Here is a 17,664-nt window from a genome sequence, read left to right as displayed (position 1 = left end):
ACCCCAACCCCTCCCCTGAAGGGGAGGGGCTATGGTCTCCCGCCCGTTCACTGCGCCACCACGATTGCTTCGGCGAGATCGAGCCGGCCGTCGTACAGCGCCCGCCCGGTGATCACGCCTTCTACCCCGTCCTCGACATGGCCACGCAGCGCGCGGATGTCGCCGATGTCGGTCACGCCGCCGCTGGCGATCACCGGGATCGACACCGCGCGCGCCAGCGCCACCGTCGCCTCGACATTGCAGCCCTTCAGCAGCCCGTCGCGGCCGACATCGGTGAACAGCAAGGCCGCGACGCCGGCATCCTCGAAGCGGCGGGCGAGTTCCTCGACGCGGACGTCGGAGACATCGGCCCAGCCGCGCGTCGCGACCAGACCGTCGCGCGCGTCGACCGCGACGACGATCCGGCCCGGATATTCGCGCGCGGCTTCGCGCACCAGTTCGGGGTTCTCCAGCGCGGCGGTGCCGATCACCACGCGCTCCACGCCGAGATCCAGCCAGCGTTCGATCGAATCGCGATTGCGGATCCCGCCGCCCAGCTGGACCTTGCCGCCGAAGCGCTCGAGGATCGCTGCGACTGCGGCGCCATTGACCGACTCGCCCGCGAACGCGCCGTCCAGGTCGACGACGTGGAGCCATTCAGCCCCGGCCTGGGCAAAGGACTCGGCCTGTGCAGCGGGATCGTCGCCGTAGACCGTGGCACGCGCCATGTCGCCCTCGGCGAGGCGGACGACTTGGCCGCTCTTCAAGTCGATCGCAGGGAAGACGATCAGGGCCGCCATTCGAGGAACCTTTCCAGCAGCGCGATGCCGTAGCGCTGGCTCTTTTCGGGGTGGAACTGGACGCCGGCGAGATTGTCGCGGCCGATCGCCGCGGTGACTGGCGCGCCATGCTCGGTAGTGGCGAGGACGTGGTCGCCCTCGAATGCGAAGCTGTGGAGGAAATACGCCTCGCCGGATTGGATCAGCGGATGCGCGCCGACAGGGACGACATCGTTCCAGCCCATGTGCGGAACGCGTATGCCGGGCGAGGGGGGCAGTGCCCGTACCGTGCCGGGAAGCCAGCCCAGCCCGTCATGCGTGCCCAGCTCCTCGCCGTGACGCGCCAGGAGCTGCATGCCGACGCAGACGCCGAGGAACGGTGCGCCCCCGTTGAGCACGCGCTGCTCCAATGCCGCGACCATCCCGTCGACCGCGCGCAAGCCCCGCGCGCAGGCGCCGAACGCACCGACGCCTGGTAGGACGATGCGATCTGCCTTCGCCACCACGTCCGGATCGGCGGTAATGACGAGTCCCTCGGCGCCCGCGGCCTTGAGCGCGTTGTGGACCGAATGGAGATTGCCCGCGCCGTAATCGATCAGCGCGACGCTCACGACAACAGCGATTCCAGCCCCGGCGCCGCCATGCTCGGCGTGAACTCGACGAAGTCGTTCTCCGCGACCCCGGCCAGACGGTACGGGTCCTGCGCGGCCCAGGCCTCGATTTCGCTGCGCGCGCCGCGCGCGATCAGCACGCCGCCGGTCTCGGGCTGGCGGCCTGCGGTGATCAGCCGGCCCTCGGCGAGCGCGGTGCGCAGCCAGGCGACATGCGCATCGCGGTGCGGAGTGACGTCGCCGGTGTAGCGGAGCAGGACTATGATCATCACAGGACGCCCTTGGTGCTGGGGATCGCGTCGGCCTTGCGCGGATCGATCTCGATCGCCTCGCGCAGGCTTCGGGCGAGGCCCTTGAACATCGCCTCGGCGATATGGTGGTTGTTGGTGCCGTACAGCGTCTCGACGTGGAGCGTCACCCCCGCGGTCTGGGCGAAGCTGTGGAACCAATGCTCGAACATCTCGGTGTCCATCTCGCCGAGGCGCTTCTGGCTGAACGCGGTCTTCCAGACGAGGAACGGCCGCCCGGAAATGTCGATCGCCACCCGGGCGAGAGTCTCGTCCATCGGAGACAGCGCGTCGGCGTAGCGGCGGATGCCCTTCTTGTCGCCCAGTGCCTTGGCGATCGCTTCGCCGATGGCGAGCCCGGTATCTTCGACGGTATGGTGCTGGTCGATATGCAGGTCGCCGACGGTCTTGATATGCATGTCGATCAGCGAGTGGCGGCTGAGCTGCTCGAGCATGTGATCGAAGAAGCCGATCCCGGTCGAGACGGCATAGGCGCCGGTGCCGTCGAGGTTGACGGTGACGTCGACCGAGGTTTCGCTGGTCTTGCGGCTGATCGTGGCGGTGCGCATCGCGTCCCCATAGCGTCCGCGCGGCTTCACGCAAAATAGGCTTGCTTGGGGCGAAGCAGCATGTGCTTGACCCACGGGCATCAGGCGCTACCCAAGGCCTATGACTGGTGCCGTACCCGATAGCCTGATTCCGTATGACGAGATCGTCCAGGAGGCGCTGCGCGCCGTGGTCGGGCGCGTGCTCGGCTCGGTCGCGGCGACGCAGGCGCTGCCCGGCGCGCACCACTTCTACATCACTTTCAAGACGCATGCGCCGGGCGTCGACATTCCGCAACGGCTGATCGAGCGTTTTCCCGACGAGATGACGATCGTCCTCCAGCACCGTTTCTGGGACTTGAAGGTCGACGACGAGAAATTCTCGGTGGGCCTCAGCTTCAACCAAGTGCCGGCGATGCTCAACATCCCGTTCTCGGCGATAACCGGCTTCCACGATCCCGCGGTCAATTTCGAGCTGCGCTTCCAGGCGCAGGATGTGCCCGAGGGCCCCGAGCCGCACGAGGAAGCCGAGAATGACGGCCCGACCGTGACTCCGGCCGACGACGGCTCGAACGTCGTCTCGGTGGATTTCAAGCGGAAGAAGTAAGGCTTCCTGTTCCCCGGCGAAGGCCAGGGCCCAGTTGCGACGAACAAGGTGGGTCCGCCCACCTATCCGCGTGCGCCGAACCTGGGCCTCGGCCTTCGCCGGGGGAAAGCGGGGCTTGGCGAAGCGCGCCACTTGCCTTTAGAGCGCCTGCAAAATGCTCCGGAGGACGATGTGACCCAGCAGACCCGCACCGAAACCGATTCGATCGGCGCCATCGAAGTTCCCGCAGACGCCTATTGGGGCGCGCAGACCCAGCGCTCGATCGAGAATTTCCCGTTCGGTGAAATGGAGCGGATGCCGCTCGGCATCGTCCATGCCCAGGCGATCGTGAAGCAGGCCGCGGCGCGGGTGAACCGCAAGCACGGACTCGACGCCAAATTGGTCGACGCGATCGAGGCGGCGGCGCAGGAGATCGTCGCGGGCACGCTCGACGACCAGTTTCCGCTGGTGATCTGGCAGACCGGCAGCGGCACCCAGACCAACATGAACGTCAACGAAGTGATCGCCGGCCGCGCCAACGAGGTGCTGACCGGCAACAAGGGCGGCAAGTCGCCGGTCCACCCCAACGATCACGTCAATATGAGTCAGTCGTCGAACGACAGCTTCCCGACCGCGCTGCACGTCGCCACTGCCATTGCCACCCGCGACGTGCTGCTCCCCGCGCTCGACCAGCTCACCGCTTCGCTGGCCGCCAAGGCCGAGGCCTGGGATCACATCGTCAAGATCGGCCGCACCCACACCCAGGATGCCACGCCGCTGACCTTGGGCCAGGAATTCTCGGGCTATGCCGCGCAGCTGGTGAGCTGCAAGGCACGGATCGAGGGTGCGCTGAACGGCAATATCCGCAAGCTCGCGATCGGCGGCACCGCGGTCGGCACCGGATTGAACGCTCCCGAAGGCTGGGCCGAGGACATGACCGCGGCGATCAGCGACATTGCCGGCACCCCGTTCGAGAGCGCGCCGAACAAGTTCGAGCAGCTCGCCGCCAAGGACGGCCTGGTGTTCTTCTCGGGCGCGCTGAACACGCTCGCGGTGGCACTCAACAAGATCGCCAACGACATCCGCCTGCTCGGCTCGGGCCCGCGCTCGGGGCTGGGCGAGCTGTCGCTGCCCGCCAACGAGCCGGGCAGCTCGATCATGCCGGGCAAGGTCAACCCGACCCAGTGCGAATCGCTGACGATGGTCGCGGCGCAAGTGATCGGCAACCACCAGGCGGTGACGGTCGGCGGGATGCAGGGGCATTTCGAGCTCAACGTGTTCATGCCGCTGATCGGCGCCAACGTGCTGCGCTCGATCCACTTGCTCGGCATCGGCATGACCAGCTTCGCCGAGCGCTGCGTCGACGGGACCGAGGCCAATGAGAAGCAGATCGCCGACCTGGTCGGCCGCTCGCTGATGCTGGTGACCGCGCTTGCGCCGGTGATCGGCTACGACAATTCGGCCAAGATCGCCAAATATGCGCATGAGAAGGGGCTGACGCTGAAGCAGGCCGGACTCGAGCTGGGCCTGGTCGATGAAGCGACGTTCGACCAGTATGTGAAGCCCGAGACGATGATCGGGCGGTGAGCCGTACTAGCCCCTCCCCTTCAGGGGAGGGTTTGGGGGTGGGGGATGTCTCACCGAGACCATCGCCCGCGGACAGGCCCCACCCCAGCTCCTCGCCTGAAGGGGAGGGGCTTTTTGGGCGGAACTCTCCAGCGCCTTCTGCGCTTCCCCACGAAAGGAGAAGCACATGATCGGCAACGCCATCGCCGCCTTTATCGGCCACAAGATCGACGCCAGCGACGGGGAGGGCGGCACGCTCGGCGCGGTCGCCGGCGTGGCGGCGTGGAAGGTCGCCAAGAGCGTGGTCCCCGCCGCGATCGTCTTCGGCGCGATTGCCTACGCCGTCCACCGCTTCGCCAATTCGGGCGACGCGATATGATCCGCAACATGCTCGGCGCGATCATCGGCAGCCAGATCGATCGCCGCGACGGCAAGAGCGGCCTCAAGGGCGCGGCGCTGGGCTATGTCGCCCAGCGCGCCATCACCCGGATGGGCACGCCGGGGCTGCTGCTCGCCGGCGGCTACGGCCTGTACCGTTTCGCCAGGGACCGGCGGCGGCAGCGCAGCGAGCGCGCATGACTTGACGGACCCCGAGTCCGCACGCCACTAGCGCCCATGCCTCATCGCGCCGAGAACGATCCGCACAAATTCCGCCGCCGCGGCGTCCTCTACGTGCTGTCCTCGCCTTCGGGGGCGGGCAAGTCGACGATCGCGCGCAAATTGCTCGCCGCCGATCCGTTCCTCGAAATGTCGGTGTCGTACACGACGCGGGCGATGCGCCCCGGCGAGCAAGACGGCGTCGACTATCATTTCGTCGACCTCGAGAAATTCCGCGAGATGGTCGCGAACAACGAATTCCTCGAATGGGCGCACGTCTTCGACCATCGCTACGGCACCCCGCGCGAGGGCGTGAACAAGATCCTCGCCGCGGGCCGCGACGTGCTGTTCGACATCGACTGGCAGGGCGCGCAGCAATTGTTCCAGCTCGCCGGCGGCGACGTCGTCCGCGTCTTCATCCTGCCGCCGTCGCTCAAGGAACTCCACGAGCGCCTGCTCCGCCGCGCGACCGATTCGATCGAAATCATCGACGCCCGCATGGCCCGCGCCACCGCCGAGGTCAGCCACTGGGACGGCTATGACTATGTGCTGGTCAACGACGAGGTCGAGCAGTGCTTCGAATCGGTGCACACGGTGCTGAAGGCCGAGCGGCTGCGGCGCTCGCGCCAGACCGGGCTGATCGGGTTCATCCGGGGGTTGAACAAGTAGCGTTGCGCGACGTTCGCTACGGCGAGCTTCTCTTCAGAAGCGGCAAAATCTTCTCGTCGAGAAATTTCAGGCGACTGTCCAGCATCGCCGCATTTTCGGGTGTTGCTGGCACGTTGACCGGGATCATCTCCGCAACTGACGCGCCGTCGCGCGCCGCCTGCACCCACTCCTCCATTGCGCCGATATAGCCATCTAGCGCCTCATACGGATTCCTGGCGTCCTCGCAGGTGATGTAGGCTGGCGGAATGTCTCCGACGAAAACCCAGACCCAGTGATCGACATCGTCGCGGCCAGGATCGATCCCGAAAAGGAAGATCGAGAATATCCCATCAAAATGCGTTCCAAGGAACTCCGAGGTTATATTTCCCCATTCGAAAAACCTGAGGAATGAACGCGCTGCGGACAGCGCATCCCGCAGTTCGCTGCTGAGGGAGAGGTCGACGTCGTCCACCGAGGTGACGGCGTTCAAGTCGGGAGTGATTTCGGCCGGATTGCTCATTTTTCCCTCCTCTTCACCCATCTTGAGAAGTCCTTCGCGGCCGTGTGGGCTTTGACGCGATCCTCGTGCGTTCGTGCCCGCACGAGGTCAGCCACTGGGACGGCTATGACTATGTGCTGGTCAATGACGAAGTCGAGCAGTGCTGCGAATCGGTGCACACGTTGCTAGAGGCGGAGCGGCTGCGGCGCTCGCGCCAGACGGGGCTGACCGGGTTCATCCAGGGCTTAAGTAGATTGCGAGGCAGCGGCCTATAGGCCTTCTTCCTCGGGTGGTTCCTCCAGGCCGAATGCGCCAGGCAAGTCTTCCACAAAGCTCTTTAATTCTCCTTCATAATTTAGTGCAATTATTCGAAAGCTTGCAGCTAAAGCGTGACGGGAGGTCTCGTCTAGGGCACTCAAATCTGCTCCGAGTTGCTCCATTGCTTGGATTGCACAGTCTTCATCCAAGATTTCTGGAGGAGAATATTCAAAAAAAATCACTACGTTCGCTATTGCTTGCGCTATCTCGTTCATCATGGCTTTACGACCTCAACTTTAATATTTAATATTTCAAGTTCCTCAAGCAACTTGACCGCTCTTCTTTTTTGTATCGCATTGGGCACTTGCCAGATGCCTGTCAGATCATTTTGACGTAGTGCTTCTGATTGCCTAATTGCCTGATTTTTTGCTTTTTTTGTCATATATATCGACCATTTTCTATCGGTCAGATGTTCGCCTTCAAGACCATCGAATCTTACCCGACGTTTTTTTCCGTCAGCCATCGTTCGTTCGAGCGCTGGCACCTGCGCGCGCCTCGTAGTTATGTTGGATCGCGCTCCTGTTGCGGAATCATTATAGTCCTTGGGTGGACCCTCTCGACCAATACTATCATCTACCCATTGGATCTTGGGCGCATTGCTTTTTTCGAGTGTGTTCTCGCTCTTGGCTATATGTGCAGCCGTGGATGTGTTCTCGATCTTGGCGGCGTGTCTGACGTCAGGTGGGTTCTCGGCTTTAGCTGAGTTTACCTTGGGTACCTCAGCCTTGACTACATTCCCGACCTTGGACATTCTGCGCCAACGGTCGGCGCGCCCGACTGCGACCGCTTGACGTATGGCAGATACTTTGTTGACTATGGTGCCGGGCGCTACCGCAAGCGCGACGTTGCCACTCACTGACCCAAGGGCATAGCCGAGGTCATGCGCTGACGCCTTGCGTATCGCCCGCCCGGCGCGCTCAATTTGCACATAAGCAGGCGTGTCCTCGGCCGCGATTGCTCCATCGATCGACTGCGCAATCCCGGACTCGATATTCTGTACGCTGGTGACCGGATTTGTAGTGGCCAAAGAATAAAGTTCCTTGGCGGCACCTGCTCCCACGTCGTAGACCCCCTCGCCATAGCCCGAAGCAAAATCGGTCATCTTTCTGAGGGCGTTGCGTGGTGGTGAGGGCGAGGGTTCGATAGGCCTCGGCAGGTTCCGCAAATAAATCTGACGCTGTGCTTCGATTGCTTCGGGAAAGCCTCGCTCGTTGCCATGTTCCTTCAGCATCGCGGCTGCCCAGGCGTTCACTTCCTCAACGGTGTTGAGGCGCGGCATGGTTGAATCCGGCTTGAAGACAATTCGCGCCTGAGGGGCTTTCAGCTGTCGCGTATTAGAAGAAACAGTGTTGCCAGCAGACTGCCGTCGCCCGCTGAAAGAACCGGAGTCGCCGGCAGCAAAAAATCGACCTCCTCCGGCGAACGTGAACCTCCCGTCTCGCCTATCGTGCCATGGGTTGAACTTGCGTTCGTGGCTGGCACTGTTATGACTGCCAGATACCCGACCCGTGCGTAGCCAGATCGAGAAGGCAGCACGTCGCTGCTCTGTCGCGCTCTCCATATCTCACCCCCATATCTCGAGAGGGTTAGAACATTTGAAGAACGTTATCCAACAAGTCAACGGGCAGCTGGCTGTCGATCAGATGCTGCATCGCGTTCGAGTTAGTGGTTGGCGATTCCCCTAAACCAACCCCAAGAACCGCACCCCCGCCTCGAACTCCCCCCGCCGCGCTTCGCGCGCCTGCGTCGCCAGCACGTCCTCGCCCCATTGCTCGGCCTGCCAGTCCTCGTCGACATGGGCGGCGTGCCAGATCGCCTCGGGTGTCGCGGCGTCCTCGACCAAAGCGAGCGCGCCGACCAGGGTGCCGCTGATCGTCACAACCGGCGACAGCGCCGCGAGGCGGAACGGGTCGAGCGCGGCGACGGCCTCGCCCAGCCGCGCGATCGTCGCGTCGGGCTGGGCGCGGTGCATCACGCCGGTGGCGGGCTCGAAGTGGATGTCGTAGCGGCGGCGCGCCCAGTCGAGCAGCGGGTCCCAGGCGGCGGCCTGGCGGTCGACCAGGGCGGCGGGCTCCTCGGCGCGGTAATAGAGCAGGTCGCTCTCGCCATATTTGGCGAGGCCCGCGGCAAAGGCGGCGGGATCGGGGGCGATGCGGTCGATCGCGGCGTTGGCGAGGCCGGTCAGCGGCATCGCGCGCGGATCGAGCGTGTCGCCCACCGCGCGCCACTCCTCGGCGATCGCCTCGACCAGGGCGCGGGTCGGCACCGCCAGCGCGGCGCGGCCGGGGGTACGCACCGGGCGCCCGTCGAGCGCGATGCCGCCCGCGGAGTCGATCGTCACGTCTTTCCAGAAACGCTTCACGGCTGCGGAGTCTTCCAGCGCCGCGCCATCGCGCGCGGCACCACTGCCATGACGTACAGCGCCGAGAGAATGATCGCGCCGCCCAGCACGCTGCCCTGCCAATGGTCCGCGCGCCCGGCGAGGACCAGCCCGAACACCGCGCCGGCGGTGGCGACCAGGTTGACGCCCATGATCAGATAATAGCGGTTGCGCGCAAGGCGATCGGCGTCGGTCATAGGGCCTCCAGCTGCGCCGGCAGCGCCGCGGCATGCTCGACGACATGGTGCGCGCCCGACTCGCGCAGTTCATGCATGGTGTGATAGCCCCATGCAACACCTACTGCATGCGCGCCGGCATTGCGCGCCATCGCCATGTCGAAGCTGGTGTCGCCGATCATCGCGGTGGTCTCGGGGGCGGCGCCCGCTTCGGCCATCGCGGTCTCGATCATCGAGGGGTGCGGCTTGGAGGGGTGGCGGTCGGCGGTCTGCAGCGTGACGAAGCGGTGCGCGAGGCCGTGATGCGCGAGGATGTGGGCGAGGCCGCGATCGGACTTGCCGGTGGCCACGCCGAGCAGCCAGCCCTGGGCGTGAAGCGCCTCGATCGCGTCGGCGACGCCGTTGAACAGCGGCTCGGGATCGAGCGCGCCGCTGCCGCGCATCGCGTGGAAGGCGCGCTTGTAATCCTCGGCCATCGCTTCGTGCTGGCGCGCCTCGGCGTGCGGGAGCAGCTGCGCGATCGCGGGAACGAGGCTGAGGCCGACGATGCGGCGGATCGCATCGCGCGGGGGCGGGTCCAGCCTGGAGATGCTGAAGCATTCCTCCATCGCGCGGCAGATATTGGTCTGGCTGTCGACGAGCGTGCCGTCGCAATCGAAGAGCGCGAGGCGGTTCATTTGTCCTCCCCGGAACGGAGCATCGGGTCGGATCGTCCCCCGGACGATCCTCGATCATGCGGGGCATGATCGACCCGATACTGGGGACCAGCCGAAGGCTGGTGGAGGGGGCGTGCCGCAAAGGTTGCACTGCGTGGAGAGCCCCCTCCGTCACGCTGCGCGTGCCACCTCCCCGTGCCGGGGAGGATCGAGAAAGACGGCCTCACTTCGGCTTCGCTTCCCCCCTGCCGCGCCGCTCGCCCCGCCGTTCCTTGCGGACCGATTTGGCGTGCGCGCGGCCCTGGGCCTTTTTCTGCTCGCGAGTCAGCGGCGGGCGGTCGTCGAGCGCGTCGGTATCGCCCAGCGCCAGGTCGAAGCCGAGCGTGTGCATCGATTCGGCGAAGTGGCGGGGCAGCTCGGCAGTCACGTCGATCTTGCCGCCATCGGGATGGTCGATGCGGATGCGGCGCGCGTGGAGGTGCATCTTGCGCGAGATGCCGCCGCTCAGGAACGCCTCCTGCAGGCCGTATTTGCCGTCGCCGACGATCGGGTGGCCGATCGCCGCCATGTGGACGCGCAGCTGGTGGGTGCGCCCGGTGAGCGGCTGGAGCTCGACCCAGGCAGTGCGGTTGCCGGCCTGTTCGAGCACGCGGTAGCGCGTGCGGCTGGGCTGGCCCTCCTTCATGTCGACCTGCATCTTCTCGCCGCCGGTGCCCGGCTGCTTGCCGATCGGCAGCTCGATGAGGCCGTCCTCGATCTCGGGCACGCCCATGACGAGCGCCCAATAGAGCTTCTTCGCAGTGCGCCCCGAGAAGTTCTTCGAGAAGAACGCCGCGGCGCGCGCCGAGCGCGCGAGCAGCAGCGCGCCGCTGGTGTCCTTGTCGAGCCGGTGGACGAGCTTGGGGCGGCCCTCGGCCTCGAACTGAAGCGCGTCGAGCAGGCCGTCGACATGCTCGGTGGTCTTGGTGCCGCCCTGGGTGGCGAGGCCGGGCGGCTTGTTGAGCACGATCGCCTGGGCATCCTGGTGGATCACCATCTCGCGGGCGAAGGCGATCTGGTCGTCGCTGAGCGGCGGGCGATCGGGCCTGGGCCTGGCGGCGCCGGGCTTGACCGGCTCGGCCGGGGGCACGCGGATCGTCTGGCCGGTGGCGACGCGGTCCCCCGGCTCGGCGCGCGCGCCGTCGACGCGGAGCTGGCCGGTGCGCGCCCAGCGCGAAACCAAGTTGAAGCTGGTGTCGGGCAGATGCCGCTTGAACCAGCGATCGAGCCGGATGCCGTCGTCATCGGCGCCGACGGTGAATTGGCGGACGTCGCTGCTGCTCATGCCATGGCCCTCGCGAGCTGGAGTCCGATCGCCAGCGCGACCACCGCGCCGACCACCGAGGCGAGGACATAGCCGAGCGCGACTCCCCAGTCGCCGCGCTCGAGCATCAGCATCACGTCGAGCGAGAAGGCCGAGAAGGTGGTGAAGCCGCCGAGCACGCCGACGCCGAGCAGCAGCCGCCATTGCTCGCCCGCCTCGCCGAAGCGGACCAGTCCCCCGGCGAGCAGGCCCATAAAGAGCCCGCCGATCAAGTTGACCGCGAGCGTGCCCCAGGGAAAGCCGGGGCCGAACAAGCCGAGCGTCGCGCGGCCGACAAGGTGCCGCGCGCCGGCGCCGAACGCGCCGCCGAGCATGACGAGAAGAAGGGAAGGCATACATGCCGGTAGCGCGGTTTGGCCCTCAGGGGAACCGCCAAGGCGTGGTGCGCGAAACCACGCAGCGCGATCAGGCCGTGGGGCTGTTCCCCAGCGAAGGCCGGGGCCCAGTTGCGATGCAGTTCGAGAGGACGGCCTGCGCTTGCCGGAGGCGTCGAAGCTGGGCCCCGGCCTTCGCCGGAGACAGGGCTTCGCGCCGCTAGCTGCCGTTATTGGCGACCAAATCGACGTCGGTGCCGCCGTCCCGGCGCGCGGTGAGGAACAGGACATAGGCGCCGTCGTCGCGGGCCCGCGTACCGCCGAGGATGTGCTGCGCGCCGTCGCGCTGGTGCTCGGCGCTGTACCCGGCGCGGACCGCCTTGGTATAATAATAGTCGAGCAGCGCATCGATCGGCTGCGCGGCGGAGAAGCTGACCACGCGCAGCGCGCAATTGCCGCCCTGCGCGCCCGCCGCTTCGGTCACGCGCGCCTGGGGATAGAGCGGCAGGTCGGCCGGGAGCCGCTGCGCCCAGCTTGCCGAATATTTGAGCGCGCCGGCACAGCCCTTGATCCGCTTGTTGGTCTGGCGCGCGGCGATCCCGCCGAGGGTGACGGCCTCGCGTGCGGAATTGTCTGTGCTGGCGACCGGGGCGGGGGCCTTGAGCAGCCCGGCATTGCTCATTTTCTCGCCATTGGCGGCGACACCATCGTCGGGCGCCCCGCCCGAATAAGGCTGGCTCGGCGGCCGGATCGCGTCGCCATTGGCCTGGCGCGCGAGCTGCGGGTCGACCATGATCGGGTCCTGCAGCGCGCTGGTCACCGCCGGGTCGGCAGCGTTGCCGAGCTCGGCGTCGCTGATCATGTTGTTGGCAGGGGCGGGTCCGCCGCAGCCGGCGAGCGCCAGCGGCAGGAACACGAACAGGATGAAACCGATGGTGCGGGCCATGCGAGAAGACGTTCCTTTGGGCATCGCCGTCATGCCAGAGCGAGGTTAACGAACCCTTGGGAAAGCCGCGCATGCGCTTTAGCTTGCCAACACACCTCGGCGCCCCCATGTTGCCCTCATGCTGAACCTCGTCTCCATTCTGCTCGGGCTGCTCGCCGGGCTCTTCGCGCTGGTCGGGGTGATCCCGTTCCCGCTGGTGCCGCTGCTCAACTGGATCGCCTTCCCGATCGCGATCGTCGGCGCGGTGATCGGCATGCTCTCGCGCAGCAATACCGGGCGCAACCTCAATTTCTTCGTGCTGCTGATCAGCGGCGTGCGCCTGTTCCTGACCGGCGGGCTGATCTAGCGCGCGCTCCTCACGGCACGGTATACGCCTCGCAATCGGGCAGCGGCCTGTCGGGCCGATAGGCGCCCGACGCGGCATCGAAGCGGAAGTTTCGCGCGAAGCTACAGGCGGAATCGCGCTCGCGCACCAGATCGGACTTCTTCAACCGCGGCCTGTCGGTCGAATCCGCCATGCGCGAGACGCCGCGCGGATAGGCATAGGCCTCGCTGACATAAGCGAGCTCGAGCAGGCCGTTCGTCGCGCCGCCTTCCAGCGCGAGATGGCCGAGAAAGGTGTATTCGTCGTGGCAGGCGCCGCGGCGGTTCTTCATGTCGCGTTCGCTGAAGCAGGCGCGGATCATCAGCGACGCGCCGATCGGCACGGTCAGCACCGGCGCCGCGCCGGCCTGGCCATCGGCGGCGATGCGGAACAGCCGCAACTCGGTCGCGCTGCCGCCGCCGCCCGAATACATCGTGCTGGTCCGCGCCTCGACCCCAGCGAGGAAGCCGCCGTCCTGGAGCACGATCAGATTGGGCCAGACGGCGTAGGTCTCGTCCCCGGACTCGTCCGCGTCAGGCTGGGGTGACGGCGCGGTCGCCGCGCGAGCGCGAACCGTCGGAACAGGTTGCGCCTCCCCGTCCTCGGCCAAGGCGAGCGAGACGCATTTGTCCTCGGCGCTGCAATATTGCCCCTGCGCGGCAGTGAGCGGGACGAGCCGGTCGCCGGTAGGGCCGAATGCGAGGGCGAGGAAGAGGCTGGCGAGCATCGGCATCCCCTAGCCGCGAGCCGCCGCGCCCGCAAAGAAAAGGCCCGGCGCCGGAGCGCCGAGCCTCTCTCGCCTGCGTGGCAGAGCGTTTAGCGGCAGCGGACGTCGCTGTTGCGGTCGACCGACGAGCCCAGCGCCGCACCTGCGGCTGCACCCAGCAGCGTGCCGAGCGTGGCGTTGCGGCCGTTCGACAGCGCGTTGCCGAACAGGCCGCCGGCGACACCGCCGACGATCAGGCCGGTCGTGCCGTCGTTGCGGCGGCAATAATAGCGGCCGTCGTTACCGCGATAGATGCGGTCGTTGCGGCCGAGACGGCGCTCCTGGTAATAGCGGCCGTCGCGATAATATTGGTCGGCATAATAAGCGTTCGTGCCGCGCGGCAGGCGGTTATAGTCGTAGTTGCGATACTGGCGCCAATCACGGCTGTCGCGGCGGTACTCACGCTGGGCTTGGCGCAGGTCGCGGCGGCAGTCGCGCATCTCGCGCTCATATTCGCGGCGATTGTCGGCGCGGCGCAGGTCGCGGTTGCACTCGCGCTGGGCATCGCGGACGTTCTCGCGATATTCCTGGCGCGGGGTCTGCGCCATCGCGGGCACGGCCGGAAGGGCCACTGCCGCGATCGCGGCGGCAAAGAGAATACGCATGGATCTGCTCCTGTTCATTGCAGCTGCCGACCCAACGTGCCGTGCCGCCGCGGGTTGCGTGAACGCTAAACTACGTTGCGTTCACGCACCCGACAGGGTCAGATCCGCGCGGTCCCCGGATAGGCGAAGAGCAGGTCGCTGCCCATTTCGGCGTGGAGCTCGCAGGTGCCTTCCAGCGTGATGCATTCGCCGGCTCGGAAGCCGACACCGTCGACGACACCTTCGCCCGCCAGCGCCACCAGCCATCCGGTCACGCCCTCGGGGAGCGTGAAACTGCGCTTGCCGCCTTCCCAGCGCTCGAGCACGAACTTGGGCCCTTCGACCAGGATCTCGCGATCGTCGGCGACCTTGCCCGGCATCGGATGCGGTACGTAAGGCGTGGGGTCGGAGACCGCGATGCCGTCGTCGAGGTGCAGCTCGCGCGGGCGGCCGTAATCGTAGAGCCGATAGGTGGTCTCGCTGTTCTGCTGGACCTCGACCAGCGTGATGCCCGCGCCGATCGCATGGACGGTGCCCGAGGCCGAATAGAAGAAATCGCCCGCCTTGACCGGCTTCCAGTCGAGCAGGTCCTCGATCGATCCGTCGAGCGCGGCGGCGCGCAGCGTCTCGCGGTCGACCGGCCGCTTGGTGCCCAGCGCGATCGTCGAATCGGGCTCGGCGTCGAGGATCACCCAGCATTCGTCCTTGCCGCGCGGCAGGCCCTTGGCCTGGGCCTGCGCGTCGTTCGGATGGACCTGCACCGACAATTTCTCGCTGGTGAAGAGGTATTTGATCAGCAGGTCGGGAGTGGAATTGCCCGGCGTCTTGAACCAGACTTCGCCGATCGGCTCCTGATCGGCAGCAGGATCGGCGAAGCCGGGCCAAAGATTGTGCCGGCCCCAGGGTTTTTCGACACGATGGGTGGCGAGAAGCGTCGCGGTCACTGATACTCTCCGGTTCGGATGCGCAATGAATTGTGCAACGCACCAATGCCCGCAACCGATCCTCTGCGCCAGCCCAATCGCGGGCGCCGTACGGCCCGCCACAAAGCCGCCGCGAAAAGGATTGTTTGACGCCACCCCGCTCGGCTAAGACCCCCGTCCATGCGTACTCCTTTTGCTCGCGCGCTTGCGCTCGCCCTCGTTCCGGTGCTCGCCTTCTCGGTCGCCGGTTGCGCCAAGCGCGGCCCGCGCTCCGACCTGCCTTATGTCGCGCGCGACGTCGGCACGCTGTACAGCGCCGGCAAGCAGCGGCTCGACCAGCGCCAGTACAAGCTCGCCGCGGCGTTGTTCGATGAAGTCGAGCGCCAGCATCCCTATTCGGTCTGGGCGCGCCGCGCGCAGCTGATGGGCGCGTTCAGCTACTATCTGAACCAGGATTATTCGCAGGCGATCGCCTCGGCGCAGCGTTTCCTCGCGGTCCATCCGGGCAATCGCGACGCGCCCTATGCCTATTACCTGATCGCGCTCAGCTATTACGAGCAGGTCGCCGACGTGACCCGCGACCAGAAGATCAGCCAGCAGGCGCTCGACGCACTCGGCGAGCTCACGCGCCGCTATCCCAATACGCGCTACGCTGCCGATGCGCGGCTCAAGATCGACCTCGTCCGCGATCACCTCGCCGGCAAGGAGATGGAGATCGGCCGCTTCTATGAGGGCCGCGGCCAGTGGCTGGCCGCGACGATGCGCTTCCGCACCGTCGTCGACAGTTACCAGATGACCACGCACGTGCCCGAGGCGCTGCTGCGGCTGACCGAGAGCTATTTGTCGCTCGGCATGCCGGCCGAGGCGCAGAAGGCTGCGGCGGTGCTCGGCGCGAACTATCCGGGGACCGACTGGTACAAGCGTGCCTATGACCTGATGCAGCGCAACCAGGACAAGCTCGCCAAAGTCCAGGCGCCCGCCGCGAGCTGATGCTCGCAAGCGCTTCCGTTCTCTCTCCGTTCCTGCAATAGGGAGCGCGCATGCTGACGGCGCTTTCCATCCGCGACGTAGTGCTGATCGAGGCGCTCGACCTCGAATTCGGCATGGGGCTCGGCGTGCTGACTGGGGAGACCGGCGCGGGCAAGTCGATCCTGCTCGACGCATTGGGGCTGGCGCTCGGCGCGCGCGGCGAAAGCGGGCTGGTGCGTCAGGGGGCGGCGCAGGCGGTAGTCACCGCGAGCTTCGATACGCCTGAGCCTAACGGTGCGATCGCCAATCTGATGGCGCAGAACGGGCTCGACCTCGATCCCGGCGAGCCCCTGCTCGTGCGCCGCATCGTCAAGTCCGATGGCGGCAGCCGCGCCTTTATCAACGACCAGCCGGCCTCGGCGGGCCTTTTGCGCGAACTCGCCCCGCATCTCGTCGAGATCCACGGCCAGCATGACGATCGCGGGCTGCTCAATCCGCGCGGCCATCGCAGCCTGCTCGACACCTTCGGCCGGCTCGATACCGGGCCCGTCGCGGTGGCGCACCGCGCCTGGCGCGAGGCCGAGGACGCGCTCGCGGTGGCGCGTGCCGAACAGGATGTCGCCGAGCGCGACCGCGAATGGCTCGCCCACGCGGTCACCGAGCTGCGCGCGCTTGCCCCCGAGCCGGGCGAGGAGGAACGCCTCGCTGAGCGCCGCGCGACGATGCAGCGCGGCGAGAAGGTAGCCGGGGAGCTGCAATCGGTGGCACAATTGCTCGAAGGCTCCGAAGGCGGGCTCAGCCAATTGCGTCAGGCCGCGCGCATCCTCGAACGAATCGCCGACGGCCACGATGCGCTGGGCGAAGCGCTCGCCGCGATCGACCGCGCGATCACCGAAGGCGCCGAGGCGCAGGACCGGATCGACGCGGCGGCCGAGGCGCTCGCCTTCGATCCCGCCGCACTCGAGGCCGACGAGGCGCGCTTGTTCGAACTGCGCGGGCTCGCGCGCAAGCACCGCGTCCAACCCGACGAACTGCCGGCGCTGCTCGACGAGCTCTCCGCCCGGCTCGACCGCGTCGAGAGCGGCGGCGCCGGAATCGCCCGGCTCGAACTGGTGATGGAGGAGGCGCACCGCGTCTATCGCGAGGCGGCGCGCGCGCTGTCCGAGGCGAGGACCCTGGCGGCGACCCGGCTCGACGTCGCGGTCGAGACCGAGCTCAAGCCGCTCAAGCTCGATGCCGCGCGCTTCCGCACCATGGTCGAGCCGCTCGACGAAGCGCAATGGTCGCCCGCGGGAATGGACCGGGTCGAGTTCGCGGTGTCGACCAATCCCGGCGCACCGTTCGCGCCATTGATCAAGATTGCCAGCGGCGGCGAATTGTCGCGCTTCATCCTCGCACTCAAGGTCGCGCTCGCCGAAGAAGGCGGGGCGGGGACGCTGATCTTCGACGAGATCGACCGCGGCGTCGGCGGCGCGGTGGCGAGCGCGATCGGCGACCGCCTCGCCCGGCTCGCCTCGACCGCGCAGGTCCTCGTAGTCACGCACAGCCCGCAGGTCGCGGCGCGCGGCGCCCAGCATCTGCTCATCGCCAAGCGCCACGACGGCCTCGTCACCCGCACCGGAGTCACGCCGCTCGACGCCGCCCAGCGCCGCGAGGAGATTGCGCGCATGCTCTCGGGCGCCGAGATCACGCCCGAGGCGAGGGCCCAGGCGGAGCGATTGCTCGCGGCTTGATGTTTCCCCTGCTTTCGCAGGAGGGCGATCGCTCTAGGCTTGTCTGGCCCCTCCCCTTTAGGGGAGGGGTTGGGG

General features: G+C 66.8%; 24 protein-coding genes and 1 pseudogene. 9 read left to right on the top strand and 16 right to left on the bottom strand.

From position 1 onward, the window contains the following. Positions 1-47: 47 nt before the first annotated feature. Genes hisA through hisB form a run of 4 tightly spaced genes read right to left on the bottom strand, consistent with a single transcriptional unit; the run spans position 48 to position 2,225 of the window. Positions 48-779 carry a 1-(5-phosphoribosyl)-5-[(5-phosphoribosylamino)methylideneamino]imidazole-4-carboxamide isomerase gene (gene hisA, locus AC3WJI_RS19870; protein WP_492759032.1) on the bottom strand — a complete coding sequence of 244 codons (732 nt, stop codon included), beginning with the start codon at positions 777-779 and terminating at the stop codon, positions 48-50. Next, on the bottom strand, positions 767-1,369 hold the full coding sequence (gene hisH, locus AC3WJI_RS19865; protein WP_492759031.1) for an imidazole glycerol phosphate synthase subunit HisH: 603 nt from the start codon (positions 1,367-1,369) through the stop codon (positions 767-769). The genes hisA and hisH overlap by 13 nt, the downstream gene beginning before the upstream one ends. Then, positions 1,366-1,638: a YciI family protein gene (locus AC3WJI_RS19860; RefSeq protein ID WP_492759030.1), complete on the bottom strand. Its 273-nt coding sequence runs from the start codon at positions 1,636-1,638 to the stop codon at positions 1,366-1,368. The genes hisH and AC3WJI_RS19860 overlap by 4 nt, the downstream gene beginning before the upstream one ends. Continuing rightward, the gene (hisB, locus tag AC3WJI_RS19855; protein ID WP_492759029.1) at positions 1,638-2,225 is read right to left on the bottom strand and encodes an imidazoleglycerol-phosphate dehydratase HisB; all 588 of its coding nucleotides are present in this window, start codon (positions 2,223-2,225) and stop codon (positions 1,638-1,640) included. Before hisB ends, AC3WJI_RS19860 begins: the two co-directional genes overlap by 1 nt. Positions 2,226-2,325: 100 nt before the next feature. Here hisB and AC3WJI_RS19850 point away from each other — a divergent pair, with 100 nt between their 5' ends. The 5 genes from AC3WJI_RS19850 to gmk all read left to right on the top strand — a co-directional run bounded on the left by AC3WJI_RS19850 (position 2,326) and on the right by gmk (position 5,619). Beyond that, positions 2,326-2,808, top strand: a complete 483-nt coding sequence (locus AC3WJI_RS19850; RefSeq protein ID WP_492759028.1) for an SspB family protein — start codon at positions 2,326-2,328, stop codon at positions 2,806-2,808. Between the two features lie 171 nt (positions 2,809-2,979). After that, positions 2,980-4,374, top strand: a complete 1,395-nt coding sequence (gene fumC, locus AC3WJI_RS19845) for a class II fumarate hydratase (RefSeq protein ID WP_492759027.1) — start codon at positions 2,980-2,982, stop codon at positions 4,372-4,374. A gap of 166 nt (positions 4,375-4,540) precedes the next feature. After that, complete coding sequence (locus tag AC3WJI_RS19840) at positions 4,541-4,732, top strand: hypothetical protein (RefSeq protein WP_492759026.1); 192 nt, start codon at positions 4,541-4,543, stop codon at positions 4,730-4,732. Further along, positions 4,729-4,932, top strand: a complete 204-nt coding sequence (locus AC3WJI_RS19835) for a hypothetical protein (protein ID WP_492759025.1) — start codon at positions 4,729-4,731, stop codon at positions 4,930-4,932. The genes AC3WJI_RS19840 and AC3WJI_RS19835 overlap by 4 nt, the downstream gene beginning before the upstream one ends. A gap of 36 nt (positions 4,933-4,968) precedes the next feature. Continuing rightward, positions 4,969-5,619, top strand: coding sequence for a guanylate kinase (gene gmk / locus AC3WJI_RS19830; RefSeq protein WP_492759024.1), 651 nt, complete (start codon positions 4,969-4,971; stop codon positions 5,617-5,619). A 16-nt stretch (positions 5,620-5,635) separates the two neighbouring features. Here the strand turns inward: gmk and AC3WJI_RS19825 are convergent, their stop codons facing one another. Continuing rightward, positions 5,636-6,118 (bottom strand): hypothetical protein, encoded by a 483-nt coding sequence (locus tag AC3WJI_RS19825; protein ID WP_492759023.1) that lies wholly within the window; start codon positions 6,116-6,118, stop codon positions 5,636-5,638. 83 nt (positions 6,119-6,201) lie between these two features. On the opposite strand from AC3WJI_RS19825, the pseudogene AC3WJI_RS19820 reads away from it, so the two are divergent. Then, positions 6,202-6,372, top strand: a pseudogene (locus AC3WJI_RS19820) (guanylate kinase); the annotation flags it as partial. Here the strand turns inward: AC3WJI_RS19820 and AC3WJI_RS19815 are convergent. The 8 genes from AC3WJI_RS19815 to AC3WJI_RS19780 form a co-directional block, all read right to left on the bottom strand. Then, complete coding sequence (locus tag AC3WJI_RS19815) at positions 6,367-6,633, bottom strand: hypothetical protein (protein WP_492759022.1); 267 nt, start codon at positions 6,631-6,633, stop codon at positions 6,367-6,369. The pseudogene AC3WJI_RS19820 and the gene AC3WJI_RS19815 sit on opposite strands and share 6 nt — an antisense overlap. Beyond that, a complete protein-coding gene (locus tag AC3WJI_RS19810; RefSeq protein ID WP_492759021.1) occupies positions 6,630-7,694 on the bottom strand; it encodes a hypothetical protein in 1,065 nt (354 codons plus the stop codon). The genes AC3WJI_RS19815 and AC3WJI_RS19810 overlap by 4 nt, the downstream gene beginning before the upstream one ends. Before the next feature lie 402 nt (positions 7,695-8,096). Next, positions 8,097-8,777 (bottom strand): ATP12 family chaperone protein, encoded by a 681-nt coding sequence (locus tag AC3WJI_RS19805; RefSeq protein ID WP_492759020.1) that lies wholly within the window; start codon positions 8,775-8,777, stop codon positions 8,097-8,099. Continuing rightward, positions 8,774-8,992: a hypothetical protein gene (locus tag AC3WJI_RS19800; protein ID WP_492759019.1), complete on the bottom strand. Its 219-nt coding sequence runs from the start codon at positions 8,990-8,992 to the stop codon at positions 8,774-8,776. Before AC3WJI_RS19800 ends, AC3WJI_RS19805 begins: the two co-directional genes overlap by 4 nt. Beyond that, positions 8,989-9,648 (bottom strand): HAD-IA family hydrolase, encoded by a 660-nt coding sequence (locus AC3WJI_RS19795; RefSeq protein WP_492759018.1) that lies wholly within the window; start codon positions 9,646-9,648, stop codon positions 8,989-8,991. The genes AC3WJI_RS19800 and AC3WJI_RS19795 overlap by 4 nt, the downstream gene beginning before the upstream one ends. Before the next feature lie 202 nt (positions 9,649-9,850). Then, complete coding sequence (locus AC3WJI_RS19790; protein ID WP_492759017.1) at positions 9,851-10,951, bottom strand: RluA family pseudouridine synthase; 1,101 nt, start codon at positions 10,949-10,951, stop codon at positions 9,851-9,853. Beyond that, positions 10,948-11,325 (bottom strand): fluoride efflux transporter CrcB, encoded by a 378-nt coding sequence (gene crcB, locus AC3WJI_RS19785; RefSeq protein WP_492759016.1) that lies wholly within the window; start codon positions 11,323-11,325, stop codon positions 10,948-10,950. The genes AC3WJI_RS19790 and crcB overlap by 4 nt, the downstream gene beginning before the upstream one ends. Positions 11,326-11,524: 199 nt before the next feature. Next, the gene (locus AC3WJI_RS19780) at positions 11,525-12,250 is read right to left on the bottom strand and encodes a hypothetical protein (protein WP_492759015.1); all 726 of its coding nucleotides are present in this window, start codon (positions 12,248-12,250) and stop codon (positions 11,525-11,527) included. Between the two features lie 118 nt (positions 12,251-12,368). On the opposite strand from AC3WJI_RS19780, the gene AC3WJI_RS19775 reads away from it, so the two are divergent. Beyond that, positions 12,369-12,596: a hypothetical protein gene (locus AC3WJI_RS19775; protein WP_492759014.1), complete on the top strand. Its 228-nt coding sequence runs from the start codon at positions 12,369-12,371 to the stop codon at positions 12,594-12,596. A gap of 10 nt (positions 12,597-12,606) precedes the next feature. Here AC3WJI_RS19775 and AC3WJI_RS19770 read toward each other — a convergent pair whose 3' ends face one another. The 3 genes from AC3WJI_RS19770 to AC3WJI_RS19760 form a co-directional block, all read right to left on the bottom strand. After that, entirely contained in the window at positions 12,607-13,341 is a 735-nt protein-coding gene (locus tag AC3WJI_RS19770) for a hypothetical protein (protein WP_492759013.1), read from the bottom strand. Between the two features lie 89 nt (positions 13,342-13,430). Beyond that, complete coding sequence (locus AC3WJI_RS19765; RefSeq protein WP_492759012.1) at positions 13,431-13,985, bottom strand: glycine zipper 2TM domain-containing protein; 555 nt, start codon at positions 13,983-13,985, stop codon at positions 13,431-13,433. 98 nt (positions 13,986-14,083) lie between these two features. Beyond that, a complete protein-coding gene (locus AC3WJI_RS19760) occupies positions 14,084-14,908 on the bottom strand; it encodes a class I mannose-6-phosphate isomerase (RefSeq protein ID WP_492759011.1) in 825 nt (274 codons plus the stop codon). 159 nt (positions 14,909-15,067) lie between these two features. On the opposite strand from AC3WJI_RS19760, the gene AC3WJI_RS19755 reads away from it, so the two are divergent. Continuing rightward, positions 15,068-15,877, top strand: coding sequence for an outer membrane protein assembly factor BamD (locus AC3WJI_RS19755; protein WP_492759010.1), 810 nt, complete (start codon positions 15,068-15,070; stop codon positions 15,875-15,877). Between the two features lie 50 nt (positions 15,878-15,927). Beyond that, the gene (gene recN, locus AC3WJI_RS19750; protein ID WP_492759009.1) at positions 15,928-17,589 is read left to right on the top strand and encodes a DNA repair protein RecN; all 1,662 of its coding nucleotides are present in this window, start codon (positions 15,928-15,930) and stop codon (positions 17,587-17,589) included. The last annotated feature ends 75 nt before the right edge of the window (positions 17,590-17,664 follow it).

Source organism: Sphingomonas sp. FW306-1B-B10E, assembly GCF_058782005.1.
This window is presented reverse-complemented; position numbering and strand designations above follow the sequence as displayed.